This window comes from Micromonospora coxensis (genome assembly GCF_900090295.1).
In the GTDB taxonomy this organism is placed as follows: domain Bacteria; phylum Actinomycetota; class Actinomycetes; order Mycobacteriales; family Micromonosporaceae; genus Micromonospora; species Micromonospora coxensis.
In genome coordinates this window covers 2,307,000-2,324,838 of the sequence record NZ_LT607753.1, presented here as the reverse complement: position 1 = coordinate 2,324,838, position 17,839 = coordinate 2,307,000, and the positions used below count along the sequence as shown (strand labels likewise).

Genomic DNA, 17,839 nt, shown 5'->3' with positions numbered 1-17,839 from the left:
GCGGCGGGACCCGACGGTCCCGCCGCAGGCGCGTCCGCGTCCGGACCTCAGGAGGTCATCGTGGCGAAGACGATGACGTTGTCGGTGTAGCTGCCGGCCGTCTGGTCGAACACGCCGCCGCAGGTCACCACCCGCAGAGCGGGCCGCTCGTTCGGGCCGAAGACCAGCTCGTGGGGGAACTCCGCCTTCGGGTACGACCGCACGTCGGCGACGGTGAAGGTGGCCGTCGTCCCGTCGTCCCGGGCGACGGTGATGGTGTCGCCCCGGCTCAGGGAGCCCAGCTGGAAGAAGACGGCCGGGCCGAGCTTCGCCGAGTCGACGTGCCCCACGATCACCGCGTTGCCGGCCTCACCCGGGCTGGCGCCGGGGGAGTACCAGCCGGCGCGTTGGGCCTGGTCCAGCGGGGGGACCTGGACGGTGCCGTCCGGGTTGGTGCCCAGCGACATGACCTCGGCGTCGACGCCGATGCGCGGGATCGAGACGGTGACGGGGGCCGAGCGGGGCAGGGGGGTGGGCACCGCCGCCTCGTCGATCCCGCCGGCGTCCGGGTCGGTCCGGGCGTCCGGGGCGGCCTGGGCGATCGGCTGCGGTGGGCGGGGTGGCGGCTCGGTCCGCAGCGACGCGCCGATCATGCCGGCGCCCGCGACGGCCAGCAGGACGACGACGGCCGCGCCGGCGGCGCGCCACGGTCTCCCGTGACGGCCGCCGGCCCGTGTCGCCGTCTGGTCAGACGAGCCCATCGGCCCGCCGCCGGCGCATCAGCACGATGCCACCCAGGGCGGCCGCGCCGATCATGCCCGCCCCGCCCAGCGCCAGCTCGCGGTCGGTGCCGGTGGTGGTCATGCCACCGTCACCGCCGTCCACGTGGCCGCGGGGGAGGACCACCAGCTTGCCCTCGCCGCACGAGCCCTTGAGCTCGTACGTGCCCGGGGCGGCGTCCGGAGCGACCTGGGCCTCGCCGTAGTAGACGAAGTCCTTCTTGTGCTCCCAGCCGCGCTCCGCGCCGGCGGCCGCCTCGTCCTCGCCGTACTTGCCGTGGCCCTTCCAGCCGTACTCGGCCTCGGCCCCGGCGGCGTCCTCGGCGTACTCGGCGCCGTGGCCCTTCCAGGCGTCGGCGCCGGCCTCGGCGTCCTGGCCGTACGAGCCGCGCTCGCCGCCGTACGAGTCGGACCCGCTGCCGTACGAGCCGCGCTCGCTGCCGTACGAGTCGGACCCGCTGCCGTACGAGCCGCGCTCGCTGCCGTACGAGTCGGACCCGCTGCCGTACGAGCCGCGCTCGCTGCCGTACGAGTCGGACTCGCCGCCCTTCCACGAGTCGGACCCGCCGCCGTACGAGCCGGACCCGCTGCCGTACGAGTCGGACCCGCCGCCGTACGAGCCGGAGTCGCCGCCCTTCCACGAGCGCTCGCCCTCGGCGCCGGCCTCCTGGCCGTACTCGTGGCCCTTCCAGTGGTGCTTGCCGTGCTCGCGGCCCGCCCCGGCCCGCTCGTCCTCGTGGGCCTTGCCGTCCCGCCCCGGCGCGACGTCCGCGGCGAAGCCGCCGCCCCAACCGCCCGCCGGCGGCTGGGCGCCCCCGGCCGGGGGCTGGCCACCGTTGGCCGGCGGCTGCGGCTGCTTGCCGTCGTCACCCTTGTCGCCGCCCTTGTCGCCGCCCCACGAGCCGCCCTGGTCGCCTTCCCAGGAGCCGCCCTTGTCGCCTTCCCAGGAGCCGCCCTTGTCCTTGCCGTCGTGCTCGCCGCGGCCCTCACCGGCCGGCTTGAGCTTCACCTTGCCGGTGACCTTCGACCAGACGTAGGCGTGTTCCTGCGGCGTCGGGCAGATCTCCAGGAGCTTGACCTTCTCGCCGGGCTTGACGGCGTGCGGCTTGGCGATGACCTTGCCCTCACGGTCCCCGCCGGGCTGGGCACCGTCCGCGAACGCGATCCCCGGCGTGAACACCAGGAGGGACGCGCCGCCGAGCGCGGCACCCGCGACGACCTTCCCGAGCATCTTGTTAGCCATGACCTGCGTCACTCCATCCCTGTTGTCCTGAGCCCGACGTCAGTCGAGCTATGACCGACGTTAGACCGTTTCGCGACTTATCCGGGGAAAGATTCGTGTTTTAGAGTTTGCGGACGATCAGGGCTTTGGCGGTGCTAGGCGGCTTGTGTCGGGGTTCCGGGCCTTCCGGCGGTGGCGCGCCCTCTGGTGGCCCCCGGGGCGTAGCCGCTCGCCGGGGGCGAATGTCCCGGCCTTGTCGCCACGCCCGCCCCGTGTCGGAACGCTTCGGCCGGGTATCGAGGCATTGCCATGGAAGCGCTCCCATGCAAGAATCGCTGCACGCGGTACGGGGAGCTACAACCGCGACGGCAGGCGTCGAGGGCAACCGGTGAGAGCCGGACGACGTGGGCCACCCGACCGGTCCGGTGGACCGGTCACCCCCACCACCACGCCCGTCCGGGTCGGGCGCACCCCCCCGAAATCCCGTTGGCGCCGAGGGCCGTCCTGTACAGGGCGTGCCGCCGGGCCACGTGCCGGGCCGTAACACGGATCCGGTCTCGCCCAAGGAGTTCAGTGGCATGAATCTGTGGAGAAACCTGTCCGGCAGGCGCCGGGCGGTCGCACTCGCCGGTGCGAGCGCCCTGGTGGCCGGCGGGCTGGTGACCATTCCGGTCACCGCGGCGCAGGCCGCGACCCAGTGCAGCGTCGACTACACCACCAACGACTGGCCCGGTGGCTTCACCGCCACCGTCGTCATCAAGAACCTCGGTGACCCGGTCAGTTCGTGGAACCTCGGCTTCACCTTCCCGAACAGCAGCCAGCGTGTGCAGCAGGGCTGGTCGGCGAAGTGGTCGCAGAGCGGTCAGAACGTCACCGCGACGAACGAGTCGTACAACGGATCGCTCGCCTCGGGCGCCAGCACCAGCATCGGGTTCAACGGCGCGTGGAGCGGCAGCAACCCGAAGCCGACCTCGTTCACCCTGAACGGCGTGGTCTGCAACGGCGGCACCCCCACCACCCCGCCGCCGTCGACCCCGCCGCCCACCACGCCCCCGCCCACCACGCCTCCGCCCACCACGCCTCCGCCCACCACGCCCCCGCCGACGACGCCGCCGCCGGGACAGCGGGTGGACAACCCGTACCTGAACGCCAAGGGGTACGTGAACCCGGAGTGGAAGGCCAAGGCCGAGTCCGTCGCGGGCGGCAACCGGGTGTCGAACAACCCGACCGCCGTGTGGATCGACCGGATCGCCGCCATCAACGGCACCCCGGACAGCAGCTCCAACGGCGCCATGGGCGTGCGTGACCACCTGAACAAGGCGCTCGAGCAGGGGGCGAACTACATCCAGTTCGTCATCTACAACCTGCCCGGCCGCGACTGCGCGGCGCTCGCCTCCAACGGCGAGCTGGGCCCGGACGAGCTGCCCCGCTACAAGGCCGAGTACATCGACCCGATCGCCGCGATCCAGGGCGACGCGAAGTACAAGGACCTGCGGATCATCAACATCATCGAGATCGACTCGCTGCCGAACCTGGTGACCAACACCTCCGGCAAGCCGGGCGGCACGGCGATGTGCGACACGGTCAAGGCCAACGGCGCGTACGTCAACGGTGTCGGCTACGCCCTGAACAAGCTGGGCGCGATCGGCAACGTCTACAACTACATCGACGCCGCGCACCACGGCTGGATCGGCTGGGACAGCAACTTCAGCCCCACCGCCCAGATCCTGAAGGACGCCGCGGTGGCCTCCGGCAGCACGGTGAACAACGTGCACGGCTTCATCGTCAACACCGCGAACTACTCGGCTCTCAAGGAGACGAACTTCAAGGTGACCGACTCGGTGAACGGCACCACGGTGCGGCAGTCGAAGTGGGTCGACTGGAACTTCTACGTCGACGAGCTGTCGTTCGCCCAGGCGTTCCGCAACGAGCTGGTCTCCAAGGGCTTCGACCCGAAGATCGGCATGCTGATCGACACCTCCCGCAACGGTTGGGGCGGCACCGCCCGGCCCACCGGCCCCGGCCCGATGACCAGCGTCGACGCCTACGTCGACGGTGGCCGTATCGACCGGCGGATCCACGCCGGCAACTGGTGCAACCAGGCCGGTGCGGGTCTGGGTGAGCGGCCGAAGGCCGCGCCGGAGCCCGGCATCGACGCCTACGTCTGGGTCAAGCCCCCGGGTGAGTCGGACGGCTCCAGCAAGGAGATCCCGAACAACGAGGGCAAGGGCTTCGACCGGATGTGCGACCCGACCTACACCGGTAACGCCCGCAACGGCAACAGCATGAGCGGCGCCCTGCCGGACGCCCCGATCTCGGGCGCCTGGTTCCCGGCGCAGTTCGCCCAGCTGATGCAGAACGCCTACCCGCCGCTCTCCTGACCAGGCGGACGGCCAACCCGCCGCGGCAGGAGTGAGGCACTGTCGCGGCAGGTTCCCCAGGGCCCCTGGTCCGACCGGTTCACCGGTCGGGCCAGGGGCCCCCGCCGGGTCGGGCGGACGGCCGGTGACCGGTCAGGGCACGGTCTTCTCGATGGCCGCCTGCCCCAGCTCGGCCAGGTCGCGGCGGGCCCGCTCCAGGTTCTCCGGGGTGACGTCCTGCCCCCGGGCCATCACCAGGTCCTCCGGCTCCCAGGGCTGCTCCGCGCCGGTACGGATGTTGTCCCCGGCCGCGCCGGTGCCGGTGCCGGTCGCGCCGGTGCCCGCGGCGTACGGGTCGCCCAGCAGGTCCTCGGTCTCGTCCGGGCCCCCGCCCGGCTCGGCGGAGAACGGGTTGTCCCGGTCGGTGCCGCCGCCCGTGGCGAGCTGCGGCACGGTGGTCTCGTCGTCCACCGCGGCGGCCACCTCCGGGCTCTCCTCCAGCGGCCGCCCGCGGTTGGGGTCACGATCCGTCATGGTGCCCTCCTGTCCCAGACTCTCCGATCTCGCGTACCCCGCTGGGACGGGCCCATGCCGGTCGAGGTCAGACCTCCCGGGCCTCCTCGGCGGTGGGCGGCTCGACCGGGCGCAGCCACTGCCAGGCGAGCATGACCAGCCCGAAGAGCAGCATCACCAGCCCGGCCCAGAGGTTGATCCGGACTCCCTGCGCCTTGTCGATCTCCGACTGCCCGTCGAAGAGCCCGACCAACCCGACGATCAGCCCGTACGCGACGAACAGCCCACCGATCACCCGGCGGATGTCGAAGAGCCGGGCCGCGGCGGACCGGGCCCGCTCCTGTTCGGTCTCCTCGACCAGCGGGTCGTGCGCCCGTTCGCTGTGCTGGTGCTCCATGGCGTCAGCCTCCCTCGGCTAGCGGAACCGGCTCAGAAGACCGGGATGTAGAGGACCACGGCCAGGACCAGGGCGATCGCGCCGAGCAGCACCGGGGAGCGCCACCAGACCCGGTCCCCGGCCAGCACGCCGGCCTTGAGGTCCACTCCACCCATGCCGTAGACCAGGCCGGCCAGCTCCTCGTCGCGCTTGGGCCGGGTGAGCGGGGTGACCACCACGGCGACGACCGCGACGGTCACGAAGGCGATGCCCGCGCCCCAGAAGCTCTCCTCCAGGTCGGAGTTGAAGGCGACCACCCCGGCCTTGTAGAGCAGGTACGTGGCCAGCGCCGCCAGCGTGCCCGACAGCAGCGACCAGAAGCCGGCCAGCGGGCTCATCCGCTTCCAGAACATCCCGATGATGAAGGTCGCGAAGAGCGGGGCGTTGAACAGCGAGAAGAGCGCCTGGATGTAGTTCATGATGTTGCTGAACCCGGCGGCGATGAACGCCGTGCCGATGCCGACCAGCACCCCGCCGACGGTGGCGAGCCGACCCACCCGGATGTAGTACTCGTCGGAGCGGTCCTGACGCACGTACGCCTGCCAGATGTCGTACGTGAACACGGTGTTGAAGCCGCTGACGTTGGCCGCCATGCCGGCCATGAACGAGGCGACCAGGCCGGTCACCGCCACCCCGAGCACCCCGTTGGGGAGCAGGTCGCGCATCAGCAGCGGGATCGCGTTGTTGTAGACCAGGTCGCCGGACTCGGCGCCCAGCCCCTTCACCGTCACCAGGGCGATCAGGCCGGGGACCACGGTGACCACCGGGATCACCAGCTTCGGGTACGCCGCGATGATCGGGGTACGCCGGGCGGCGCTCATGTTCCGTGCCGACAGGGCCCGCTGCACCTCGGCGAAGTTGGTGGTCCAGTAGCCGAAGGAGAGCACGAAGCCGAGCCCGAAGACGATGCCGAGCCAGTGCGCGCCGAGCGGGTTGTCGGTGCTGCCGGTGCCCTGCCAGGCGTGCAGCCCCGCCTCACCCAGCTCGGAGCCGCGGACCGCCTCCATCAGGCCGGACCAGCCGCCGACCTTGACCAGCCCGATCACCGTGATCGGCACCAGTCCGGCGATGATCACGAAGAACTGGAGCACCTCGTTGTAGATCGCGCCGGAGAGCCCGCCGACGGTGATGTAGGCCAGCACGATCAGCGCGCCGACCACGATCGCCAGCCAGAGCGGCCAGCCGAGCAGCGCCTGCATGATCAGCGCCAGCGCGTACAGGTTCACGCCGGCGATCAGCACCTGGGCCAGGGCGAAGCTGATCGCGTTGAGCAGGTGGGTCGGGCGGTTGAAGCGCAGCCGCAGGTACTCGGGGACGCTGCGGACCCGCGACCCGTAGTAGAAGGGCATCATCACGATGCCGAGGAAGACCATCGCGGGGACCGCGCCGATCCAGTAGTAGTGCACCGTCATCGCGCCGTACTGGGCGCCGTTGGCGGCCATCCCGATGATCTCCAGCGCGCCCAGGTTCGCCGAGACGAACGCCAGGCCGGTCACCCAGGCCGGCAGGGACCGCCCGGACAGGAAGAAGTCGACGCTGGTCCGGATGGCCCGGCGGGCGGCGAAGCCGACCCCGAGCACGGTGACGAAGTAGAGCGCGAGGATCCCGTAGTCCAGCAGGTTCATGTTCAGCCGGAGGCCGTCACCGTCCATCCCCGTCACCTCTCGTCGCGCCCGCGTGGCGCGTTGTTACCCGGAAGTCGGCGCTTCATGTCCGTCCGTCCGGTGCGCACACGTACGCCCCGATCGCCGTCCGACCGGGGCGTACGTGTGCGGATCGTCAGCGGCCGAGGACCCGATCCAGGAAGTCCCGGTACTGCCGAACCGCCACCCGGAGCTGCTCGGTGTCGGCCGACCCGGCGTCCTGCCAGCCCCCGAGCTGCCGCTTCTGCGCCGAGAGTGCGGCCGAGAGCGCCTGGATGGCCTCCTCGACCAGCGACTGGGCCTCACCGGCGGCCGCACGCGGGTCGTCGACGAAGCGCAGCTGCACGTCGCGCCAGCGGTCCCGGAAGCCCTGCGCCGTCCCCGCGTCGAACAGCGTCGCCGCGTGGGTGGGGACGTTGGCCCCGGCCGGGCTCGTCGCGCCGGCCGCCGCGACCGTGTCGACGCCGGCGCCTCGACTCGCCTCGGTGTCCGGGTCGACCATGGTCGGCGCGGCGCTGCCGTACCCGGCGGCGCCGGCGGCCGGCGCGTCGCCGTCGCGGCGTCCCGGCCCCGGGGCCCCCTCGTGCGTCGCGTCCCACCGGTGCGGGTCGTGGATCCGGTCGGCCGCCGTCGGGTCGGCCCGCTCGTCGTCGAACGGCTCGGTGCGCCCCGGCGCGCCGTCGCCCGGCATCGCGGTGTCCTCCCGTCGGGCGTCCCGCTCGTCCTCGGGTCGCCCGCTGGCCAGCGCGGACGCGGCGACCGCGTCGCCCACGGTGGCCGCGCCGAAGGCGGTGGGCAGCGGGGCCGGCTCGTGGAACTCGGGCCCGCCGTCGCGGTCTCCCGCGCGCCCGTCGTACGGGCGGGTGTCGTCGAGGTCGTCGGCCGGTCGCCCGCCGGCCACCGTCGGGTCGTCGAAGGTGCCCCGGTCCTCGAGGATGTCCTCGGGGACGTCGGCCCGGCCGTCCGGCTCGTGCCGGGGCGTCCCGTTCGCGGGTGCGCCGCCCGACGGCGGCACGGGCACCGGCGCGGAACGCACCGCCTCCGGGTGGTCCTGGCTGGCCTGCTGCTCTTCCCTGCGCATGGCGGCTCTCCTCAGCGGGTGGTGACGTCGTGCGGGCTGTCCGGGTGGCGCTGCTCCGGGGGCCGGTGCCCGACCGGCTCCTCGCCGAGCAGGTCGGCGAAGAGGGCGCGGTAGTGCACGAGGGCCTGGCGCAGCTCCTCGGTGCTGGCCTCGCCCCGCTCGTTGCGCAGCCGGATCTCGTGCGCGTCCCGGTAGTGGGTCAGGGTGCGGGCGTGCTCGACGGAGAGGTGGGCGATCTGGTCCGAGAAGTCCCCGGTGGGGTAACCCCGGTCGGCGATGAGCCGGCTGACCAGTTCGTCGGCGTCACCGACCGTCTCGGCGGGGGAGTCGACGAAGCGGACCTGGAGTTCCTCCCACGCGGCGGCGTACCGGGCGCGGGCCTCCGGGGTCAGCGGGGTGAGTTCGAGCTCCGCGTGCCGGCGTTCCCGGTCGCGCAGCTCCCGTTCGGCGGCGGTGCGGCTGTCCTTCTCCGCCACGGCCCGGTCGTACTCGGGGCCGAAGCGGCGCTTGAGCGCGCGGCGACGGCCGGCCACGACGGCCACGGCGACCAGCGCCGCGACCACCAGCACGACGAGAACCACAACGATTACCTGCGTGGGCGACATGGCTCCTCCTTCGCCATCCGGTATTCCCTCCGTCCGGTGATCGCCAATCCCGATCCCGCGGACTTTCCTGCCGGATCCGTGTCCGGAACCGGATGCCGACAGGGCGACACCCACACGGCGGGCCACCGCCGAAACTCGACTCATTCCAGATGAATGGCCTCAGGTGGGGTGATACGGATGGCCGGCGGTCCGAACCAGGGCCGTGGTCCGACCCCTCGGCCACCGCCCCGGGAAAGGACTTCCCCTACCTGCCGGTCGGCATCGCCGGTCGGGCGGACGTTCTCCTACTCGGACACCCGGCGCCACCGGGTCGGCCCGGACCACCTGCAACTGCCGCTCCACGCCCCGCGCCCGGACGCGGTGGTCGGCACCGACCGGACCGGCGGCGCCAGGTCGTACGGGGTGGACAACCCGGGCCGCGAACCCGCAGATCACCTTCGAGCCGTCCTCGGTGGCCGGACTGCGCGAGGCCGGCGAGTCCTACCCGGAGTGCCGCCCGTGCGACGCGGGACAGGTCACTTCGTCGTACCCCGGAGTCCACAACGGAGTCCGGTGGGGGACGGACGGTAGTGCTCGGGGCCGCCATTACGTATCCTGCCCAAGGCGCCCGTGCCGGTGCCCGGCACGTGGCCGGGCGCTGCCCGGCCGGTGCCGGCGCCACCGCTGCCACCCTTCGGGCGAGGACTCATGGACACCCGCGACTGGTCGATCCGCGCCAAGCTGACCGCCCTGGTCGTGACCCCGGTCGCTGCCCTGCTGGCGCTCTGGATCTTCACCACCACGCTCACCCTCGGCCCCGCGCTGGACCTGCTCGTCGCGCGCACCTACCTCGACGAACTCGGCCGCCCCGGCGGCGTGGTCGTCGACCAGCTGCAACGCGAGCGCCGGCTGTCGGTGGTGGCGCTGGCCGGCGGGGACGTACGGCCGGCCCTGGCCGCGCAGCGGCAGCGCACCGACTCCGCGGTGACCGAGCTGCGCCGGCGGATCGGCGGGGAGCGGCTGCGTGACGCCGCCGGCGACCTGCTCGACGACCGCCTGGACAAGCTGGGCGCCGCCCTCGACACCCTCTCGGCCGGGCGCTCCCTGATCGACCGCGGGCTGGTCGACCGGGCCGCCGCGAGCGGCCTCTACACGGGCCTCGTCGGCTCGGTCTTCCAGTCCTTCTCCGCGATGGCCGCCGCTGGACCCGATGCGGAGCTCAACCGGCACGCGCTGGCGCTCACCTCGCTCGGCCGCTCCCGCGAGCTGCTCGGCCAGACCGACGCGCTCGTGGCCGGTGCGCTCGCCGGTGGGCGGTTCGCCGAGGGGGAGCACCTGCGGCTGGCACAGGCCATCGGCAACGAGCGGCTGCTGGTCGAGACCGCCGTCGCGGACCTGCCGCCCGGGGGCCGGGAGGCCTACCAGCGACTGGTGGCCGGGGACGACATCGTCCGGCTGCGCGCCATGCAGGAGGCGCTGCTGCGCGCCGACCCGTCCGGTCGCCCGCCGGTGGACCCCCGCGCCTGGGCGACCAGTCACGAGACCGTCCAGCGGCAGCTGCTCGACTTCGAGCTGGCCCAGGCCGACGTGCTGGCCGAACGCTCCGTCCCGGTGGCGGTCGGCATCCTGGTCCGGCTCGGCGTCGCCGCCCTGCTCGGCCTGGCGGCGGTCGTCGTGTCGGTCCTGGTCGCGGTCCGGGTCGGGCGAACTTTGGTACGCCGGCTGACCGGCGTGCGGACCGCCGCGCTGGAGATGGCCGAGCAGCGGCTGCCGGACGTGGTGGCCCGGCTGCGCCGGGGCGAACAGGTCGACGTGGCCCGGGAGGCGCCACCGCTGGAGTACGGCGCCGACGAGATCGGCGAGGTCGGCCGCGCCTTCAACGAGGTCCGGCGCACCGCCGTCCGCGCCGCCGTCGACGAGGTCACCCTCCGCCGCGGCCTCAACGAGGTCTTCCTCAACCTCGCCCGCCGCAGCCAGGGCCTGGTGCACCGCCAGCTCGCCCTGCTCGACCGGATGGAGCGCCGCGCCGAGGACCCGGACGAGCTGGCCGACCTGTTCCGGGTCGACCACCTGGCCACCCGGCTCCGCCGGCACGCCGAGGACCTGGTCATCCTCGCCGGGGCGGCGCCCGGGCGGGGCTGGCGGCAGCCGGTCGCCGTGCTGGACGTGGTCCGCGGCGCGGTCTCCGAGGTCGAGGCGTACGACCGGGTGGACATCGGGGACGTGCAGCCCGCCGGGGTGGTGGGCCGGGCCGTCGCCGACGTCATCCACCTGCTCGCCGAGCTGATCGAGAACGCCACCGTCTTCTCCCCGCCGGAGACCCGGGTCGAGGTCTGCGGGCAGCAGGTCCCCAAGGGGTACGTCCTCGAGATCACCGACCACGGCCTGGGCATGTCCCCGCGCGCCGTGGAGGAGGCCAACCGCCGCCTCGCCGACCCGCCGGAGTTCGACCCGGCCGACAGCGCCCGGCTGGGCCTGTTCGTGGTGGCCCGCCTCGCCGCCCGGCACGGCGTCATGGTCACCCTGCGCCCCCGGGTGCCGGGCGGCACGACCGCCGTGGTGCTCGTACCGGTGGATCTGGTCACCGACGAGCCGCCGGCGCCGCCGGTCCCGGCGCGGCACCCGGCCGCCTCGGTCACCCGGCTGGACGCCCTGCCCCGCGGCCGGTCCGGCCGGATCACCCGGGAGCGCCCCGAGCAGACCGTGCTGCCGTTCGCGCCGGCGCGCACCTCGTCGGTGGAGGCCGCCCCGGACGGTGACGGCCTGCCCCGCCGGGTCCGTCGCCGGGGGCCGGCCCGGTCCCGGCCGCAGGCCGCGGAGGCGCCCGCCCCGCGCTCGCCGGAGGAGGTACGCCGGCAGATGTCCGCGCTCCAGGCGGGCACCGCCCGGGGCCGGCGCGAAGGCGCCACCCTCCACCCACTGCCCCCGGGCCGGCCCGGGGGGCCGGTGGCGGGCCGCACCGACCAGCGGATCGACCACCCCGAGTCGTCCCCGTCGCCACGCGAGCCGGCGACGACCCCCGAATCCCCGACCGCGACTGAGAGGGACGCCTAGTGGTGCACACGACGAGGCAGAGCGCCGATCTCGGCTGGTTGCTCGACGAACTGGTGGAGCGGGTGCCCGCCGCCCGGGAGGCGGTGGTCCTCTCCGCCGACGGGCTGCTGCTGGGCGCGTCCGCCGACCTGGACCGGTCCGCCGCCGAGCACCTCTCCGCCCTGGCGTCCGGCTTCTCCAGCCTGGCCAAGGGCGCCAGCCGGCACCTCGCCGGTGGCGGGGTCCGGCAGACCGTGGTGGAGATGGAGTCCGCGTACCTCTTCGTCACCGCCGCCGGGCAGGGGGCCTGCCTGGCCGTGGTCTGCGAGGCCGACGCGGACATCGGCTTCGTGGCGTACGAGATGGCGATGCTGGTGATCCGGGTGGGTGAGAACCTGACCGCACCCGCCCGCGTGACGGTGGGAGCCGCCGATGCGGGCTGAGCCGCCGGGCCCCCAGCACGAGTGGCTGGACGGCGCGGCCGGCCCGGTGGTCCGCCCGTACACCCTCACCGGCGGCCGGGTGCGCCCGGCCGTCGACGGTTTCGACCTGGTCGCGTTCGTGTTGGCCGGCCCGGGTGTGGACCCGTCCGGCCGGGCCGGGCTCCAGCCGGAGCACCGACGCCTGGTCGAGCTGGCCCGCCGCCCGGTCGCGGTGGCCGACCTCGCCGCCGACCTGGACCTCGCCGTGGGCGTGGTACGGGTCCTCCTCGGCGACCTCCTCGCCCGGGGGTTGGTCTCGGTGCACGAGCCGCCGACCGCCGGAATTCCCGACAACGACATCCTCAAGGCGGTGGTCAGTGGACTACGTGCGCTCTGACCGGGGCTCCTCCGGACCCCGGTTGCCGCTGGCTCTCAAGATCCTCATCGCCGGTGGCTTCGGCGCGGGCAAGACGACGCTGGTCAGCGCCCTGAGTGAGGTCCGCCCGCTGCAGACCGAGGAGGTGTTGACCAGCGTCGGCATCGGCACCGACGACGTCTCCGGGGTGGAGGCGAAGACGACCACCACGGTGGCGATGGACTTCGGTCGGATCACCATCAACGAGGACCTCCAGGTCTACCTGTTCGGCACGCCCGGGCAGGACCGCTTCTGGTTCCTCTGGGACGAGCTGGCCTTCGGCGCGCTCGGCGCGGTGGTGCTCGCCGACACCCGCCGCCTCGCCGACTGCTTCCCGTCGATCGACTACTTCGAGCAGCGGGGCATCCCGTTCGTGGTCGGGGTGAACTGCTTCGACGGGTCCCGCCGGTTCGGCATCGAGGCGGTGCGCCAGGCGCTGGACCTCGACCCGGAGGTCCCGATGGTGCTCTGCGACGCCCGGGACCGCCAGTCCGCCAAGCTGGTGCTGATCTCGCTGGTCGAGCACGTCGCCCGGCAGCGGGGCGAACCGGTCCCGGTGGCCTGACCCGGCCGGCCCCGACCCGTCGCCGGGCCCGGGTCGACCCGGTCACGCTCCTCGGCGTCGCCGGGTCGACCCGGCCGCGCCCGCCGGGGTGGGCCAGAAAATCCGGCGAGAACAGGGCTAACGCCCGGGCCCACCGGGAAGGCTCTGGTGGGATCGACGACAGGATCGGCGGAGGGTGGACCGGTGACGAGCGAGATCGTCCACGTGGGGGGATACACGGCGGCCAGTGGCGGGCGGGGTGACGGCATCGTCGCCGCCCACCGGGACCCGGTCTCGGGCGCGCTGACCCCGCTCGGCACGGTCGCGGTCACCGACTCGCCGTCCTTCCTCGTCCGGCACCCCGCCCTGCCGGTGCTCTACGCGGTCAACGAGCTGGCCGAGGGGCAGGTCAGCGCGTTCGAGGTGGGGGAGCGGGGCGAACTCACCCCGCTCGCCGTCCGGTCCAGCGGCGGCGCGGAGCCCTGCCACCTGGCGGTCGCGCCCGACGGCGGGCACCTCTTCGTGGCCAACTACGGCGGCGGCAGCGTGGCGGTCCTCCCGCTCGACGGGCGCGGCGTGCCCGGCGAGCGCAGCGACCTCGTCGTGCACGAGGGCCACGGTCCGGACCCCGAGCGCCAGGAGACGGCGCACTGCCACATGGTCTCCCCGGACCCCGGGGGCGGCCCGTTGCTCGCCGTCGACCTCGGCACCGACTCCATCTACCGCTACGACCTGGACGCCGGGTCGGGCCGGCTGGTGCCCCGGGCGCCGCGGGTGCGTACCGCCGCCGGCACCGGCCCGCGTCACCTGGCCCGGCACCCGGACGGGCGGCGCTGCTGGGTGGCCGGCGAACTGGACGCCACCGTCACGGCCTACGAGCTGACCGCGGAGGGGGCGCTGCACCAGCGCGGCCGGGTCGACGCCAGCGGGCGGGCCGGTCACGTCCAGCCGTCCGAGATCACCGTCGGGCCCGACGGCCGGTTCCTCTACGTCGGCAACCGGGGAGTGGGCACGGTCGCGGTCTTCGCGCTCGACGCCGAGCTGCCCCGGCTGGTGGCCGAGGTGGAGACGGGCGGCGAGTGGCCGCGGCACTTCGTGCCGGTCGGGCAGCACCTCTACGTCGCGGACGAACGGGCCGACATGGTCCGGGTGTTCCGGATCGACCCCGGCTCGGGGGTGCCGGAGCCGGTCGGCGAGCCGGTCGAGGTGCCGAGCCCCACCTGCGTCCTGCCCTGAGGCGGGGCGGTCAGGGTCGTTCCGCGCAACAGGTCGAGATTGACTGATTACTCAGTGTGGTAAAAGTGCGATCAACTGTTTCTCCTGCGTAACTTTCGTCCGAACGGTTGTGGCGGTAACCGAACGAGCTACGCAAGATGGTCAGCGTGTCTGGCCGCCATCGCATGCGTTCAAGTATCCGTGGAGCAGGAGCCGCCGCAGCGGCGACCGCGCTCGCCGTCGTGGTCGCGGGATCCTGGTTCGGTTACCAGCAGTTGGCCGGCCCGTCCTGCTCGGGTGAGATCCAACTGGCCGTCGCCGCGGCGCCCGAGCTCGCCCCCGCGGTACAGGACGCCGCCGCGCAGTGGGTCGCCGACGGCGCGGCCGTGGGTGGCACCTGCATCGCGGTGAACGTGACCGCCTCCGAGCCGGTCGACGTGGCCGCCGCCGTCGCCAGCAAGCACGGCGCCGTCCTCGCCGGCGTGGGCCAGGCCAGCGGCACCGTGGTCACCCCGGACGTGTGGGTCCCGGACTCCTCCACCTGGCTGCTGCGGCTGAAGAACAACGGTGCGACGGCGTTCGCCCCGGGCAACGGCGCGTCGATCGCCCGCAGCCCGGTCGTGGTCGCCATGCCGGAGCCGGTCGCCTCCCGGTTGGGCTGGCCGGACAAGAAGCTCAGCTGGACCGACCTGCTCCGCGCGGTCAGCAGCGACAAGCCGCTGCGCGCCGGGATCGTCGAGCCGACGCAGGACGCGGCCGGCCTCTCCGGCCTGCTCTCCCTGACCGCCGCCGCGAGCGCCTCCGGCGGCGACACGCAGAAGGCCACCACCGGCGCGCTGCGGGCCCTGGCCACCGGCCGGTCCGCGTTGCGGCAGGACCTGCTCGCCCGCTTCCCGCGCTCCAACGACCCGACGTCCATCGCCTCCGCGCTCGGCGCCGCCGCGCTGTCCGAGGAAGACGTCATGGCGTACAACAACACCAAGCCGCCGATCCCGCTGGCCGCGCTCTACCTGGAGCCGTCGCCGATGCCGCTGGACTACCCGTACGCGGTGCTGCCCGGCATCGAGCCGGCCAAGGCGTCCGCGGCGAAGGTGCTCTACGAGCTGCTGACCACGCAGGGCTTCAAGAACCGGCTGGCCGCCCGGTCGCTGCGGGCCCCGGACGGCAACTGGGGTGACGGTTTCAAGGCGCTGCAGGGTGCGCCGAGCCCGGCCGGTGGCCAGGCGGCCGTCCCGCCGGCCGGTGTGGGCGCGGCGGGTGGCCTGGACCCCGTCGCCATAGACCGTGCGGTCTCCGGCTGGTCCATCGCGACCCAGTCCGGCCGGATGCTCTGCGTCATCGACGTGTCGGGCTCCATGAAGACCGAGGTCCCCTCCGCCAACAACGCCAGCCGTGAGCAGGTGACCGTGGCGGCGGCGAGCCGGGGCCTGAACCTCTTCGACGACTCCTGGTCGATCGGCCTGTGGACCTTCTCCACCAAGCTGGAGGGGTCGCGGGACTGGCGGCAGCTCGTGCCGATCAACCCCCTCTCCACCAACCGGGGCAAGCTGGAGCAGGGTCTCGCCGGGATCCGCCCGTCGAACGGCAACACCGGCCTGTACGACACCATGCTGGAGGCGTACAAGACGGTGCAGGAGAACTGGGAGCCGGGCCGGGTCAACTCGATCGTGCTCTTCACCGACGGCAAGAACGAGGACGACGACGGCATCTCCCAGAACAAGCTGCTCGCCGAGCTGAAGACGCTGGCCGACCCGGAGCGTCCGGTGCAGGTCGTCATCATCGGTATCGGCAACGACGTCTCCAAGGCCGAGCTGCAGTCGATCACCGACGTCACCGGGGGCGGCACCTTCGTCACCGAGGACCCGACCAAGATCGGTGACATCTTCCTGAAGGCGATCGCGCTGCGCCCGAACGCGCCGCGCTGAGCCGCGACACAGTGACCGCGGGCCGCCGCACCGGTGAATCCGGTGCGGCGGTTCGCATTCCGGGCCCGGAAAACTGACGGTAATACGTCCGAAGCAATCGGTGACCATCATTGTCAGGCAGGATGTCGGGTGGCTCCGGCGTCGCTTCCCCACCCGGGGACGGTGGCCGGTCGGGGCCGACACGCGCGATGTGGGGAGGCTGGGTGAGCTCGGCGACGCTGTCCACGCCGGTCCGGGTCCCGCCGGCGGCGAGCGGCCGCCCGACCGGGCCGGTCGCCCGCGCCGACCAGCGGGCGTACGTGCGGCTCCTGGTGGTGCTCGACACCGCCGTCCTGTGCGTCGCCGTGCTCGCCGGGTACGCCGCCCGGTTCGGTGACCACACACCGATCGGCTCGGAGATCCCGTACGTGCTGGTGGCCCCCGGGCTGGTCCTCACCTGGCTGGTCTCCCTCAAGGCCCTGCGCTGCTACGACGACCGGGTGCTCGGCTACGGCGCCGACGAGTACCGGCGGGTCGGCACCGCCAGCCTGCGTCTGGCCGGGGGCATCGCGATCGCCGGCTACATCGCCGACGTCGGCGTCTCCCGGGGATTCCTCGGCATCTCCTTCGCCTTCGGCACGCTGGCGTTGGTGGTGACCCGGTTCGCCGCCCGCAAGCGGCTGCACCTCGCCCGATACCGGGGCGACGGCTGGTCCCGCCGGGTGCTGGTGGTCGGCGACACCGCCCACGTGCTGGAACTCGTGCACACCCTGCGCCGCGAGCCGTACGCCGGCTACCAGGTGGTCGGCGCCTGCATCCCGGACGCGTTGCTCGCCCCGGTGCCGCAGCGGCTCAGCGACGTGCCGGTGGTCGGCTCGCTGCGCGGCGTGCCGGAGGCGGCGAGCGCCATCGGCGCGGACACCGTCGCGGTCACCGCCTCCGGCGAGCTGACCGCCGCCCGGCTGCGCCGGCTGGGCTGGCAGTTGGAGGGCACCGGGATCGACCTGGTGGTGGCCCCGGCGCTGACCGACGTCGCCGGTCCGCGCATCCACACCCGCCCGGTCGCCGGCCTGCCGCTGATCCACGTCGAGGCCCCGGAGTTCCGGGGCGCGCGCAAGCTGGTCAAGGAGCTGGTCGACCGGACGGCCGCCGCGCTGGCGCTGCTGCTGGCCCTGCCGGTGCTGGCGGTGCTCGCGCTGGCCATCCGGCTGGACAGCCGGGGGCCGGTGCTGTTCCGGCAGACCCGGGTCGGGCAGGGCGGCCGTGAGTTCGGCGTGCTGAAGTTCCGCACCATGGTGGTCAACGCCGACGCGCTCCGCGCCGAGCTGGCCGCCCGCAACGAAACCGACGGGCTGATGTTCAAGATGCGCGCGGACCCCCGGGTGACCCGGGTGGGCCGGCTGCTGCGCAAGTACTCGCTGGACGAGCTGCCCCAGCTGGTCAACGTGCTGCTCGGCCAGATGAGCCTGGTCGGCCCCCGGCCGCCGCTGCCGTCCGAGGTGGCCCGCTACGACGGCGACGTGGCCCGCCGGCTGCTGGTCAAGCCCGGCATGACCGGGCTCTGGCAGGTCAGCGGCCGCTCCGACCTGAGCTGGGAGGACGGCATCCGGCTCGACCTGTACTACGTCGAGAACTGGTCACTCGCCGCCGACCTGACCATCCTGTGGAAGACCTTCGGCGCGGTGGTCCGGGGGCGCGGGGCGTACTGA

The 17,839-nt window shown here is 73.4% G+C and carries 16 protein-coding genes; 9 read left to right on the top strand and 7 right to left on the bottom strand.

The genetic code is table 11. The annotated features are described in order from the left end of the window. Positions 1-47: 47 nt before the first annotated feature. Both GA0070614_RS10390 and GA0070614_RS10385 read right to left on the bottom strand, forming a co-directional pair. Positions 48-740 (bottom strand): class F sortase, encoded by a 693-nt coding sequence (locus tag GA0070614_RS10390; RefSeq protein WP_088975764.1) that lies wholly within the window; start codon positions 738-740, stop codon positions 48-50. After that, positions 727-2,001: a hypothetical protein gene (locus tag GA0070614_RS10385; protein ID WP_088979353.1), complete on the bottom strand. Its 1,275-nt coding sequence runs from the start codon at positions 1,999-2,001 to the stop codon at positions 727-729. The genes GA0070614_RS10390 and GA0070614_RS10385 overlap by 14 nt, the downstream gene beginning before the upstream one ends. Before the next feature lie 557 nt (positions 2,002-2,558). Here GA0070614_RS10385 and GA0070614_RS10380 point away from each other — a divergent pair. Then, entirely contained in the window at positions 2,559-4,361 is a 1,803-nt protein-coding gene (locus tag GA0070614_RS10380) for a glycoside hydrolase family 6 protein (RefSeq protein WP_088975763.1), read from the top strand. A 132-nt stretch (positions 4,362-4,493) separates the two neighbouring features. Here the strand turns inward: GA0070614_RS10380 and GA0070614_RS10375 are convergent, their stop codons facing one another. The 5 genes from GA0070614_RS10375 to GA0070614_RS10355 form a co-directional block, all read right to left on the bottom strand. Beyond that, positions 4,494-4,874 (bottom strand): hypothetical protein, encoded by a 381-nt coding sequence (locus tag GA0070614_RS10375; RefSeq protein ID WP_088975762.1) that lies wholly within the window; start codon positions 4,872-4,874, stop codon positions 4,494-4,496. 67 nt (positions 4,875-4,941) lie between these two features. Next, a complete protein-coding gene (locus GA0070614_RS10370) occupies positions 4,942-5,250 on the bottom strand; it encodes a hypothetical protein (RefSeq protein WP_088975761.1) in 309 nt (102 codons plus the stop codon). Positions 5,251-5,282: 32 nt separating this feature from the next. Continuing rightward, the gene (locus GA0070614_RS10365) at positions 5,283-6,941 is read right to left on the bottom strand and encodes a sodium:solute symporter family protein (protein ID WP_088975760.1); all 1,659 of its coding nucleotides are present in this window, start codon (positions 6,939-6,941) and stop codon (positions 5,283-5,285) included. A 127-nt stretch (positions 6,942-7,068) separates the two neighbouring features. Next, the gene (locus GA0070614_RS10360; RefSeq protein ID WP_088975759.1) at positions 7,069-8,013 is read right to left on the bottom strand and encodes a hypothetical protein; all 945 of its coding nucleotides are present in this window, start codon (positions 8,011-8,013) and stop codon (positions 7,069-7,071) included. A gap of 11 nt (positions 8,014-8,024) precedes the next feature. Continuing rightward, positions 8,025-8,618, bottom strand: a complete 594-nt coding sequence (locus GA0070614_RS10355; protein ID WP_088975758.1) for a hypothetical protein — start codon at positions 8,616-8,618, stop codon at positions 8,025-8,027. Between the two features lie 153 nt (positions 8,619-8,771). On the opposite strand from GA0070614_RS10355, the gene GA0070614_RS31645 reads away from it, so the two are divergent. The 8 genes from GA0070614_RS31645 (at position 8,772) to GA0070614_RS10320 (ending at position 17,839) form a co-directional block, all read left to right on the top strand. Next, positions 8,772-9,188: a catalase gene (locus GA0070614_RS31645; RefSeq protein ID WP_408630744.1), complete on the top strand. Its 417-nt coding sequence runs from the start codon at positions 8,772-8,774 to the stop codon at positions 9,186-9,188. Positions 9,189-9,305: 117 nt separating this feature from the next. Then, positions 9,306-11,651 (top strand): sensor histidine kinase, encoded by a 2,346-nt coding sequence (locus tag GA0070614_RS10350; RefSeq protein ID WP_088975757.1) that lies wholly within the window; start codon positions 9,306-9,308, stop codon positions 11,649-11,651. Beyond that, positions 11,651-12,073, top strand: coding sequence for a roadblock/LC7 domain-containing protein (locus GA0070614_RS10345; RefSeq protein ID WP_088975756.1), 423 nt, complete (start codon positions 11,651-11,653; stop codon positions 12,071-12,073). The genes GA0070614_RS10350 and GA0070614_RS10345 overlap by 1 nt, the downstream gene beginning before the upstream one ends. Beyond that, entirely contained in the window at positions 12,063-12,449 is a 387-nt protein-coding gene (locus tag GA0070614_RS10340) for a DUF742 domain-containing protein (RefSeq protein ID WP_088975755.1), read from the top strand. Before GA0070614_RS10345 ends, GA0070614_RS10340 begins: the two co-directional genes overlap by 11 nt. Then, the gene (locus GA0070614_RS10335; RefSeq protein WP_088975754.1) at positions 12,430-13,032 is read left to right on the top strand and encodes a GTP-binding protein; all 603 of its coding nucleotides are present in this window, start codon (positions 12,430-12,432) and stop codon (positions 13,030-13,032) included. Before GA0070614_RS10340 ends, GA0070614_RS10335 begins: the two co-directional genes overlap by 20 nt. A 183-nt stretch (positions 13,033-13,215) precedes the next feature. Then, positions 13,216-14,247, top strand: a complete 1,032-nt coding sequence (locus tag GA0070614_RS10330; RefSeq protein WP_088975753.1) for a lactonase family protein — start codon at positions 13,216-13,218, stop codon at positions 14,245-14,247. A gap of 164 nt (positions 14,248-14,411) precedes the next feature. Continuing rightward, positions 14,412-16,151 carry a substrate-binding domain-containing protein gene (locus tag GA0070614_RS10325; RefSeq protein ID WP_088975752.1) on the top strand — a complete coding sequence of 580 codons (1,740 nt, stop codon included), beginning with the start codon at positions 14,412-14,414 and terminating at the stop codon, positions 16,149-16,151. A gap of 203 nt (positions 16,152-16,354) precedes the next feature. After that, positions 16,355-17,839 (top strand): sugar transferase, encoded by a 1,485-nt coding sequence (locus GA0070614_RS10320; protein ID WP_331715103.1) that lies wholly within the window; start codon positions 16,355-16,357, stop codon positions 17,837-17,839.

Coding starts and splice junctions, on each gene's coding strand:
- GA0070614_RS10390 (WP_088975764.1), bottom strand. CDS start 740: ATGGGCTCGTCTGACCAGACGGCGACACGGGCCGGCGGCCGTCACGGG.
- GA0070614_RS10385 (WP_088979353.1), bottom strand. CDS start 2,001: ATGGCTAACAAGATGCTCGGGAAGGTCGTCGCGGGTGCCGCGCTCGGC.
- GA0070614_RS10380 (WP_088975763.1), top strand. CDS start 2,559: ATGAATCTGTGGAGAAACCTGTCCGGCAGGCGCCGGGCGGTCGCACTC.
- GA0070614_RS10375 (WP_088975762.1), bottom strand. CDS start 4,874: ATGACGGATCGTGACCCCAACCGCGGGCGGCCGCTGGAGGAGAGCCCG.
- GA0070614_RS10370 (WP_088975761.1), bottom strand. CDS start 5,250: ATGGAGCACCAGCACAGCGAACGGGCGCACGACCCGCTGGTCGAGGAG.
- GA0070614_RS10365 (WP_088975760.1), bottom strand. CDS start 6,941: ATGGACGGTGACGGCCTCCGGCTGAACATGAACCTGCTGGACTACGGG.
- GA0070614_RS10360 (WP_088975759.1), bottom strand. CDS start 8,013: ATGCGCAGGGAAGAGCAGCAGGCCAGCCAGGACCACCCGGAGGCGGTG.
- GA0070614_RS10355 (WP_088975758.1), bottom strand. CDS start 8,618: ATGTCGCCCACGCAGGTAATCGTTGTGGTTCTCGTCGTGCTGGTGGTC.
- GA0070614_RS31645 (WP_408630744.1), top strand. CDS start 8,772: ATGGCCTCAGGTGGGGTGATACGGATGGCCGGCGGTCCGAACCAGGGC.
- GA0070614_RS10350 (WP_088975757.1), top strand. CDS start 9,306: ATGGACACCCGCGACTGGTCGATCCGCGCCAAGCTGACCGCCCTGGTC.
- GA0070614_RS10340 (WP_088975755.1), top strand. CDS start 12,063: ATGCGGGCTGAGCCGCCGGGCCCCCAGCACGAGTGGCTGGACGGCGCG.
- GA0070614_RS10325 (WP_088975752.1), top strand. CDS start 14,412: ATGCGTTCAAGTATCCGTGGAGCAGGAGCCGCCGCAGCGGCGACCGCG.